Source organism: Endozoicomonas ascidiicola, from assembly GCF_001646945.1.
Lineage (GTDB): Bacteria > Pseudomonadota > Gammaproteobacteria > Pseudomonadales > Endozoicomonadaceae > Endozoicomonas > Endozoicomonas ascidiicola.
Genome location: NZ_LUTV01000005.1, coordinates 726,513 through 737,189 on the forward strand (window position 1 = coordinate 726,513; position 10,677 = coordinate 737,189).

Below are 10,677 nucleotides of genomic sequence, written 5' to 3' on the forward strand. Positions count from 1 at the left end.
AAGGGTGCAATCTAAAAACACCCTGCTCTCATTCATTCCTTATACTGTACCCGATAAAATAGTGAGTAAAGCAAAGGCACCAACCCCAGCGTCAACAAAGTGGAGAACAACAACCCGGCAATAATCGTTACTGCCATAGGCTCCCACATTTCTCCGCCGCCAAGATAGAGAGGAATCATACCCAATACCGTGGTTGCTGTAGTCAGCAATATTGGGCGAAGTCGGCGTTGTGCAGCTATCACGATGGCTTCTTGAGGCGGCAACCCATTGTCGTCGATTTCATACTTGATACGCTCAAGCAGAACAATGGCATTATTGATCACAATCCCTGCCAGAGAGATCACACCCAACAAGGTGAAAAAGCCAAAGAAACTCTGGGCGGTTAACAAACCAATAATGACCCCAATCAACCCAAGAGGAATGGTGGCCAGAATAATCACCGGCTTTCGTAGAGAGTTAAACTGCGCCACCAGCAGAATCATGATGATAAAACCGGCCATTGGCAGTTTATCGCCAATGGCCTGATTCGCGTTACCAGACGTTTCCGCCTCGCCACCCAGTTCATAGCGATAACCTGAAGGCCAGTTGGCCGAGTGCTCGTCCAACCACGGCTGCAGCTCGGCAAAACCTTCTGCTGCCGTCATACCACCTGCCAACTGCCCTCCGACAGAAACCGTTTTAAGCCCATCGCGCCGAAGTATCTTTGCGGGTTCCCAAACCACTTCAATATCCGCTACCTGCGTCAAAGTGACTGTTTTACCCGTGGACTGAATGTAAACAGACAAGGTTTCCAGTTGATCAATATCCTGCCGATTTCCTTCCCGGGAACGCATCACTACGGGGATAACATCTTCACCTTCCCGATACTGGGTTAACTCAAGACCGCTCAAGCCGCTTTGCAATGACAGGGCAATGTCCTGACTGGTGGCGCCAACTCGCAACGCATTGGTCTGATTAACGACAACGGTAAATTTTTTGATCCACTGTCCCCAGTCATCGTTAATATTTTTCAAACCCGCCATCCGGTGCATTTCTGCCTTTAGCTTATCAACCAGCACAAACAACTGATCAGCATCTCGACCATACAGCCGAACTTCAACCGGGTTCTTCACCGACACACCGCTTTCTATACGACGACTGTTGGTTTGCAGATCTGGAAAATAATCAAAGGCATAGCGATCCAGTTTCTGCATCATGTCATCAATAATTTCAGACGACGTGGTATTGATCACCATCAACGCATAATTCGGGCTTGCAGACTCCGGGCTGTGTTGAAGGACAAACCGAGGGCCACCATTACCGATATAACTGCTCCAGCTCGTCACGCCTTCACTGCGTTCACCATTCACCTGAAGCTCTGCCGCAATATAAGCTTCCAGATCTTTTACAATGGCTTCTGTTCGCTCAATGGAGGTGCCCAGAGGCAGCTCGACTTCTGTTTTAAAATAGAGCCGATCCGAAGGGGGAAAGAAAATCTTGGGTACAAATTGAAAGCCACTCATCACCACAAAAAAGGTGACAACAATGGCTGATAACGTCATCGCCCGATGCTTTAACACCCATGTTAATAGCATTCGGTATTTCAGATAAAACCCGCTCTGGTAATCCGTAGTGTCTGTGCTGGGTTTTAGAAACTGAACACACAACAATGGAATCACCGTCATGGAAAGAACCCATGAACACAACAAGGTAATCGTCACTACAAGAAAGAGAGAAGCAGTGAACTCACCCACTGCGGACTCGGCCAGATAAATCGGTAAAAAAGCGGCGGCCGTCGTTAGAGATGAGGTCAGCAACGGTATTTTTAACTCACCAGCAGAATCAACAGCGGCCTCTACCGGCTTTTTGCCACTGTTCATCTGCACCATGATGCTTTCCGCCATCACAATGCCATTATCCACCAGCATGCCAAGAGCAATAATCAGTGCCGCAAGGGAGATTTGATCTAGCCCGATCTCTAAAAACGACATAACCAGCATGGCAGCAATCATGCTCATGGGAATCAATGACGCAACAATCAATCCGGTGCGTGGCCCAAGGGCAAACAGCATAACGGCCGCCACCACCAGCACCGCCTGCAGCAGGTTACTGACAAAGTCATTAACCTTATCTTCCACCTCTTTGGGCGAGAAACTCAGCACATCGAAATTAATGCCAATGGGGTAAGTCTGGTCCAGATCCTTCAGAACCGTCGTTACCTCCTGGCCCATACGGATATTATTGCCACCTTCACGCATAGCAAGGCCGATGCCCAAAGCACGTTTGCCTGAGGAGTGCACCATAGAAGACGCAGGATCTACATAGCCTCGTTTTACTGTTGCTATGTCCTCCAGATAAACCACATTGTTGCTGCCAGGAATGGTAATAATGGTTTTACGGATATCTTCTACCGATTCGAAATTACCCGTCGGCTCAAGCTCGATACGTTCCATATCAATCGTGATCGAACCGCCGGGATTAACAATATTGCGGCTGCTCAACATCTGCATAAGCTGTGTGGGCGACAAACCAAACTCTGCAAGGCGAGCATTGTCGTACTCTACAAAGATACGTTCTTCCTGTGCGCCATAGATTTCAACTTTGGCTACTTCCGGTAATCTAAGAAACTCATCTTTGGCCTGATCTGCGATCTCCTTTAACTCTACATAGCTGAATTCAGAACCTGTTAACGTGACAACAACCCCAAACACATCACCAAACTCATCATTCACCTCAGGGCCAATCACACCATCAGGCAACGTTTTTTGCGCACTCTCTATTTTCCGCCGAAGACTGTCCCAGATAGGCCGCATATCGGAGTAACTTTCCTTTATACTCACGGTAATGATGGAAACACCAGTTCTGGAGACACTCTGCACAAAGTCCAGCTCCGGAATTTCCTGAACAACCTTTTCCAGTGGATCTGTTATAAGCTGCTCAACACGCTCCGGACTGGCGCCGGGAAAATAGGTGATCACCTGAGCCGCCCGGATTATAAAACCCGGGTCGTATGCTCGTGGTAAGTTCTGATAGGCCTGAATGCCTGTAATAATCAAAACAATAATCAACACCAGTGCCGTGCGATTATTCTCGAGGGTAGCCCGGGTGATATTCATCGTGCCGCCCCTTCTTGCAGACGGACCTTCATACCTTCAGTCATCTGACTCATACCGGCAGTCACAACACGGTCCCCCACGGCCAAACCGGTAGTGATGACAAGACCCACTTTTGATAATTCCCCCGTACTCACCTCACGACGGGAAATCACTCCGACGCCATTACCCTGATCACTGACGACATAAACAAAACGGCCATTATTGTCTTCCAAAACTGCATACGCCGGGATGCGAACAAGGTCACTGATGGGTATATTCTGTTCAGCCCGTACCACGGCAGACATACCCGGTAATATGAGACGATCATTAACTGCGGCCATATCAAAGGTAACGGTATACGTCTGATTGCTTTCATCAATCTGCGTGGAGACTTCTTTCAACGTCAGTGGATATTGCTGGCCCGGAATGGCATTGAAGCGCGCATAAAACAGCCCATTTTTCATATCCGCACGGGCACGAACCAATACGCTTTCTGGCAACTCCATCTTTACTAATAGAGTTGAAGTATCCTGCAAGGACACTATTTCCTGCTTAGCAGATACCTCTTCGTAGTTCTCAACATATCGTCGGGCTATTCGGCCTGAAAAGGGCGCTGTCAGGATGGTGTATTCAAGTTCTTTTTGTGCGGACTCTAACTGCGAGCCTGCGGTGCTGACTTTGGCCTTCAAAGCCTCCACTTCGGCCCTGGCAATAGCGCCTTTATCCACCAGTTTTCGGGCTCGCTCATAATCTGAACGGGCAACATCATAAGAGGCTTGACGATCTTTCAGTCGAATTTCAAAATCTGTAGGGTCCAGCTGGGCAACACTTTCACCCTTTTCAACCATCTCGCCTTCTTTGATCATCAGCGATTGCAATTTTCCTGACACCCGAAAGCTCAGATTGGCTTTCTGAGCCGCGTCAATGACCGCAGGAAACTCTTTGACCTCAACAGATTCCATAGAGCTAATCATTATTGAGCGCACCGGCCTCAATAATTCTTCTTCAACCTCGGCTTCTTGACTGCATCCGGCAAATAGACTTGTCGCGACGAAAACCAGCGCGATTTGTTGAAATGATCGGGAGGGCTGTTTCATTTCTTCTCCAGTAACGCTGTTCTGTTTATTATTGGCATTCGTTATTTGGGCAATATGCTAACAAATATTTGTTAATCCATGTTCTGATAATTATCAGCATGAACGTTGAAGTTACTTGTCATGACAGAAGTCAATCTTTGCCCTGGGTGTTTACAACCCAATCAATGCGCCTTTTCACTGGGGCAACCACCAGAAACTTGCTGGTGTATGCAAGGTGCACCAGAACAGCCTTCAACGGAGAAGCTGCCATTACCAATAAAGGCTGCCAACTGTTATTGCTCAAGGTGCCTAAAAGAAATAAAACGGAAACATGAGGATAACGCCCAGAGCACTTCCAAGATGTGAGAGAAAACAAGTTTGAACTAAATATCAATTAACCAGTCAAAACCCTCACTGCAACAAGCAAGTGAGGGTTTTCTATATGACAGCGGTCACTAATGGCTCAACACCGAGTTCTCCAGTCATTGATAAATGTCAGAATCCAGCACCACAACATGTCGCTATAGCTTCCGCATTTGCCAAAGAAGTGCATGAAAGCAGTCCGGTCAAGGCCATTCAAACACTTAAATACTCGGCAGACGTTGTCAAAAAAGTCAGAGAGTACTATCAGGAATGCACTTCTAATGGCAACGTCAGCATCACTAAAGAAAGCCTGAAACCTGAACTGAAAAAAATTATGCCAAATGCACCAAGTGCCTTCTGGGAACAACACCCTCTAGCGACCATGACAGAAACGTTTGAGCGAGTTAAGGACAAAACTGATCTTTCATACCCAGAGAACAGAAAAAAGGTCATAGCTTTCTGTGAGTTAGCAAGCAAGGAAAATACAATAACCCATAAGTTTGTACAGCATCTACATGCTACACACCAACCTCACCCCAATGAAGAATACCTTGAGAACAACCCTCAACCTTTACCAGCAAAAATAGGCAAAGCGCGCCTCAAAGAGTTTATAAATTCCCTAAGCAGCCAAGGCATCGCTACATTGGTTAGCCGGGTAAACTTTGATTACAAACGCTTCAAAGCAGAAAATACACCATGCTATGAGATGTTGACTCTTCGTCCTACCCTGAAAGCCTACAGCTTAGAGTGTACTCAGAGTTTTCGAGGTGGTAAGGAAAGTATCCTCTACAACTTACTGCTTTCCACCAACGATGATTGTGATATTGAAAATTTTTGCCGATTTCTCGTTCACGCCAATACTCATTTAAAACCATGTACCGATTATTTTGTTGAAAGACTCAATAACTATCTTGACTGGCAAAAAATACCCAAAATTAAAACCTCAGAAGGTTCTAGCCAGCCAGGGCCAGATACATCGAGAATAAGTACTGTAAATATCCGAAAATATCTGTCCAGCTTGACTAAGCCAGAAATTAAGAGCTTGGCAGAAGAAATGAACACTAAAGGAGTTGAAGCAACAGAAAACGCAAAAATAAATAAACCTGAGCCAATTCGGGATTCACTTAACCTGCAGACAAAAATGCACTGTTACTCAAGATTTCAGGGAACAACAAATACTCTGAAAGATCATCTTCAGTCAATTCAAAACGCCACAACTGAAGATCAAGACAAACAAGTTGAGCATCTACATCAATTTTTATCCAATGATAAAGATTACCGCTACCAGGGAAATCGCTACTTATTAGAACGAGCAGCCAGCTTTAGTCTGACGCAAAATAAGCAAAGTGGATTCAAGAGTCCAACAGCTTGGTCATAGAGTACAATTCTGAGGGAGAGAGGAGGAAGCAACCTCCCTATTTTCACGATATTTCCTGCCATTTTATACATACCTGTAATAGAGTATGCCCAGAAAATAATGACAAAATATCGCTGGGAGTAGAATCATGTCAGGTTCGTCTAACCACATCCTTATAGAGCAACTGGATGCCGTACTGACCATTCGTTTTAATCGCGTGGAAAAGAAAAATGCACTTACAGCGGCTATGTACGACTCTATTCGTACGGCACTGGTCTCTGCGGATCAGGATGACAGTATACGTGTGGTTTTGTTCTGTGCTCAGCCTGAAGTATTTACTGCCGGAAACGATCTGCAGGATTTCCTGGCCCAGGATACTTCCGAAGAACCGGCTGCCATGAAACTGCTGCGGCAACTGGCTGTTCAGAAGAAACCGCTTGTTGCGGCAGCCAGCGGTATTGCTGTCGGTATCGGTGTCACCTTGCTGTTGCATTGTGACCTGGTGTATCTCGGTGAAGATACCAGAATGCGCCTGCCGTTTGTGAATCTCGCCGTTGTTCCAGAGGCCGCCTCCAGCCTATTGCTACCTAACCTGATGGGGCGTCAACGGGCATCAGAACTGTTGATGCTGGGTGATTTTTTTGACAGTAAGACAGCAAAAGAGCTGGGCATTGCCAATGGTATTGTCTCCAATAATGAGGTTTTCGATCTGGCACTCCAGAAAGCACAGGCATTAGCTTCCAAACCTCAAGAAGCGCTAGTGCTGACCAAACAGCTGATTACCGGCACCCACCGGCAGGATGTTCTTGATCGTATTGATGAAGAGGGCAGGCTGTTTGGGGAAAGGTTGGTTTCTGAGGAAGCCCGGCAGGTGATGGCGGCGTTTTTTGCTGGAAAGTAATAGGTATTCGAACAACCTTTGATTTTGAACTATTTAGCTTATTTCCTCTCCAATTGCTTATTACCAGTGGTTAGCAGTGATCAACTGCTCTCCACTTCACAATCCTGGAGGGTAATTATGGATCACATCACCGGTGCTGTAGCTCAAAACGGTCAGTTTAATAGTGCCGATTCAGCCAGAAAGAACCCTCTCCCCATAGAGGCCACAAGCAAACCGGATTCATCAAAACCCAAAGCAGGTTTATTTACTGTAGGGGCAGTCGAGAATATTGCTATTCCAAGTATTATCTCAGTTGGGGCGTGTAAACTCCTTGATATCACCTCTCTTAAGGGAAGGGGAGTAACAACTTTTCTTATATTTACTACTTACCTATCTTTCCAATTGTTTCGTGCTGTGAGGAGTATCGATCATTCGGTCAAACAGAGTGAAGCGGATAATAAGAATTGGCGAAACTCACTTTCCGACCCGCTACCTAATATTTTAGTTACCGCGGGAAGGTCTGTTTCTCCAAACATGACATTCTCACCATCAAATGAAAGCGTATCCAGCTACAAAACATTGATAGATGACCCAACCAAAGAAAGAGCTTTAACAATAACATCCCCATTTTCAACATCAGATGAATTGAAGAAATCTTTTTTAGAGGGCCTTGAATCCGTTATTGAAAGTGGCACCCTCGATTTAAATCGTGAAATGGGGTTCATTATTTCCTGTTACAGCACCCACCAAAATACTCCCGATTTTACACAAGTACTTCATGCAGACCATAACGCTATTCACTTGGTTTACCCAGAAGGACATCAATCTTATAAAGCCGAAACGGCTAAACCTGAGAACATGATGAATTTCCTTGCCGAAGTAGTCTTACAGCACTCGAACCTCTGTTTTCAAAAAGCCAAAGAGGAAAATAAACCGATGACCTATCAAATAGGCTTTGTAAATTTGTAGCATTGTCCGAAAAATTTAAAACCGAGAGTAAATCCAACTTGAATACCTGAATTCAACAACTAGCTTTAATTAGTGATGCAGACATTAAATCAGCGAACACGGAGCGTTCCATGGAAGACCAAAACATCAAAAAACTGGCACTTATTGTCTCTGCCAACTGCACTCGTCAATCTACTATTGAAGAGTGTCAGAAAATGGGACAGATTAATGATCAACAATACAGTCAGATCAACAAAGAAATGTCAGATCGCATTTATACCTTCCTGACTTACCTGCTGCAAAAACCTGCTGATGAGTACACCGTTATGCTCGAAGCCATGGCCAAGCACTTTCCTGAAAATCAGGATATGCCCGAACTCAGCCAGTTTATCCTTCAGCAAAGTCAAAACAGCGGATCTGCCGCATCCCAGCAGCACTAATCTGTAAATCGTCTATGCTTGTCCCTGATTTATCAGGGACTAAATCAATGAAATTGACTCGGAAGATACCCACTTACCACTGGTCTTATGGGCTTATCGTTTTGATATTTTCTAGCATACAAGCTTTCAGCGATGTACCAAGCGCCGTCTCAAATAATAAACATCTGCTTGAACCATTGAGCCAACTTTTAAATGAATTTGATATCACTCACGATGGCTGCCTGAGCTCAATGATTGAAGCCAGTCAGCAGTGGCGAAGAAAGCCAGCACAGGAGCGCTGGGAATTACCGGACATCAATCTGTCCGCAGAAAAAACACACCGAGTATTCCAATTACTGAAACAGCTCCGAATGACAGGGTCTATTGAACCATCGTCAAACCAATATGATTATCTACTTCTGCTGGGCTCAACAGCACCGGGCATGCTTCATCGGCTGCAACATCTGACGGAGCTTTGGGATAAGGGGCTGAGATTTAAACACCTTATCTTTCTGGTCAGTGAACGGCCATTGCACGCCACTATGGATCGGGTGAAATTAAATGTGCTCACCAGAGCCTTTTCATCCCCAAAAAACCAAGATTTGAACAATACTGTATGAGTATTTCTCAGCGGTTAGATCAATATGTCCTCGCCTGTTTCTCTTGCTGATAGACTTGCTGCCCACCCGATACTTGAACGTAGAGTGTCTGCCCTATTAGATATCGTTGAAGCTGAGTCTGGACAGCTCGATCGTGCCAGTGATGCTGAGGAGACCGTCATACAGAACCTCCGTAGTATGGGTAACGAGCTTCTTACTGATTGGGGTGCCTGCAAAGAAAATCAGAAGTTTTCTGAGGCCTGCCTGAAACACCCCGACAGTAAAGTTCGAAAAAAAACACTCATTGGTTCAGCACTTACGGAAAAATAGGCGTCGTTGAGCGCTGTCCAACGATCGATCAACATCGATTCAGACCCTTTAGCCATGCTGCCCAGGTTCACTGCAGAGACTATTCTCTCACTATTCAACGCAAAATTGTCGACTTTGCTGCTGACTGCTCTTTCCAGGCAGCCTCTAAGAAAATGCACGAACATTACGGTATAGATATTCCTGAGTCGTCTGTACGTGCTATTACGCTTGAACATGCCAGTTGCATGCAAGAGGAAACCTTCATTCCCGAACAGAATTCTCAGGACTTCACCGGTGAAGCTGAGCAGTTTGTGGGCGAAATGGATGGCAGTATGATTCCTGTTGTTCTATTTAATGACGTAGAAGACGGAGACAAACGAAAAACGCGTAAAACGGAATGGCAAGAAGCCAAGCTTTGTCAGGTCTATAAGCTCGGCAGCAATGATAAGCGTCATCTGGCTACTATGAAAGGCCCTAATAAGGCCGGTGATCAGTGGTTAAACTGTGCTTTAGCACAAGGCTTTAATCCGAAGTCGTCTATTCACTGCGTAAGTGATGGAGCTACCTGGATTGCCAGCCAGGCAAAAAGGGTGTTTGGAAACCAAGGGAGCTACCTTGTCGACTATTACCATCTCTCTGAGTACTTTGCTGATGCAGCAGAAGAGTGCGTGGGCTATAAAAAGGCGGCTCGTATCGAGTGGCGGCATTGCCAACAGGAACGGATGAAGTCAGGAGATGTGAGTGCAGTCATAGCAGAGCTTGATCAGCATAGAAATGGAAAGAAGGGCAAGGCCGCGAATAAGTCTGAGGAATGCCATCGATACATCAGAAACCGTCCAGGTCAGTTTGAATATGCGGCAGCGAGAGCGGTAAACCTTCCCATCGGTTCTGGTGAAATAGAGAGTGCGAACAGTTCAATAGTGCAAATGCGACTCAAGATACCCGGCGCCTGGTGGAAACCCGAGAACGCTGAAGCAATGCTTGGCTTAAGAACATTACGAGCTAACGGTGAATGGGATCAGTACTGGGAGCGCTTAGGGTAACCGGTGAAAGGACACTTTTAATTTCACCCCTATGGATCAGTCCGATGTATTGGCCAAATGGGCACAGGCTTATGAACTGAAGCCAGCAAAAACAGAAACCGATGTAGCCATTCTTTTACATAAATTGGCAGACTTGCCAATCGCTTTGAAAGCCGTACCGGCAGAGTTTATCGATACTCCGGGCCACGTCCATCAAGGGTACTGGTATCGCCCCAATACCCGGGATACGCTGAAGCACTGGTTAAAACAGAAGCCGGTACCCGGTTCCACTCTGGTTATCACCGACCAACCCCACGGCAACTATCAGGAAACCGTGGTCAGGCAGGAGCTTCCAGAAACATTTACGGTGGATCTTTCTACCGGTTCAGCAAAACCATCAACCAGAATGGTCATTTATCTCGATTCTCTAGGAGCCTGTCGGACTTAGAACAACTTTTGAGTATAATACCCGCAAGATCGTAAAAGACAGCCAGAGTCTCTTCCAATATGAAATGAGCCTGAACGGAGCCCTTGTTTCCAAAATGAAATGAGCCTGTGATTTCTGATCTTTCGTCCAAAATTACTGGATGAAAATCATAATGGACACACGGCTCATCAAATCGCTCCAGC

The 10,677-nt window shown here is 45.9% G+C and carries 11 protein-coding genes; 9 read left to right on the forward strand and 2 right to left on the reverse strand.

Annotation, left to right across the window (positions count from 1 at the left end):
- Nucleotides 1-32: 32 nt before the first annotated feature.
- Entirely contained in the window at nucleotides 33-3,095 is a 3,063-nt protein-coding gene (locus AKL11_RS17090; protein WP_067519635.1) for an efflux RND transporter permease subunit, read from the reverse strand.
- Nucleotides 3,092-4,171 carry an efflux RND transporter periplasmic adaptor subunit gene (locus AKL11_RS17095; protein ID WP_067519637.1) on the reverse strand — a complete coding sequence of 360 codons (1,080 nt, stop codon included), beginning with the start codon at nucleotides 4,169-4,171 and terminating at the stop codon, nucleotides 3,092-3,094. Before AKL11_RS17095 ends, AKL11_RS17090 begins: the two co-directional genes overlap by 4 nt.
- A 120-nt stretch (nucleotides 4,172-4,291) precedes the next feature.
- Between AKL11_RS17095 and AKL11_RS26685 the strand changes: the two genes are divergently transcribed.
- From AKL11_RS26685 to AKL11_RS17135, 9 genes are all read left to right on the forward strand, one after another.
- Nucleotides 4,292-4,516 carry a cysteine-rich CWC family protein gene (locus AKL11_RS26685; RefSeq protein ID WP_095210458.1) on the forward strand — a complete coding sequence of 75 codons (225 nt, stop codon included), beginning with the start codon at nucleotides 4,292-4,294 and terminating at the stop codon, nucleotides 4,514-4,516.
- A 76-nt stretch (nucleotides 4,517-4,592) separates the two neighbouring features.
- Entirely contained in the window at nucleotides 4,593-5,891 is a 1,299-nt protein-coding gene (locus tag AKL11_RS17100; RefSeq protein WP_067519640.1) for a hypothetical protein, read from the forward strand.
- Between the two features lie 127 nt (nucleotides 5,892-6,018).
- Nucleotides 6,019-6,771 (forward strand): enoyl-CoA hydratase-related protein, encoded by a 753-nt coding sequence (locus tag AKL11_RS17105; protein WP_067519642.1) that lies wholly within the window; start codon nucleotides 6,019-6,021, stop codon nucleotides 6,769-6,771.
- 117 nt (nucleotides 6,772-6,888) lie between these two features.
- Nucleotides 6,889-7,719 carry a hypothetical protein gene (locus tag AKL11_RS17110; RefSeq protein ID WP_067519645.1) on the forward strand — a complete coding sequence of 277 codons (831 nt, stop codon included), beginning with the start codon at nucleotides 6,889-6,891 and terminating at the stop codon, nucleotides 7,717-7,719.
- Nucleotides 7,720-7,829: 110 nt separating this feature from the next.
- Nucleotides 7,830-8,138, forward strand: a complete 309-nt coding sequence (locus AKL11_RS17115; RefSeq protein WP_067519648.1) for a hypothetical protein — start codon at nucleotides 7,830-7,832, stop codon at nucleotides 8,136-8,138.
- A gap of 176 nt (nucleotides 8,139-8,314) precedes the next feature.
- Nucleotides 8,315-8,737, forward strand: coding sequence for a hypothetical protein (locus AKL11_RS17120; protein ID WP_157673625.1), 423 nt, complete (start codon nucleotides 8,315-8,317; stop codon nucleotides 8,735-8,737).
- A 24-nt stretch (nucleotides 8,738-8,761) separates the two neighbouring features.
- Nucleotides 8,762-9,046, forward strand: coding sequence for a hypothetical protein (locus AKL11_RS17125; protein WP_067517018.1), 285 nt, complete (start codon nucleotides 8,762-8,764; stop codon nucleotides 9,044-9,046).
- 92 nt (nucleotides 9,047-9,138) lie between these two features.
- Nucleotides 9,139-10,068 carry a UPF0236 family transposase-like protein gene (locus AKL11_RS17130; RefSeq protein WP_366556863.1) on the forward strand — a complete coding sequence of 310 codons (930 nt, stop codon included), beginning with the start codon at nucleotides 9,139-9,141 and terminating at the stop codon, nucleotides 10,066-10,068.
- A gap of 31 nt (nucleotides 10,069-10,099) precedes the next feature.
- Nucleotides 10,100-10,495, forward strand: a complete 396-nt coding sequence (locus tag AKL11_RS17135) for a PDDEXK family nuclease (protein WP_067519652.1) — start codon at nucleotides 10,100-10,102, stop codon at nucleotides 10,493-10,495.
- Nucleotides 10,496-10,677 lie beyond the last annotated feature (182 nt).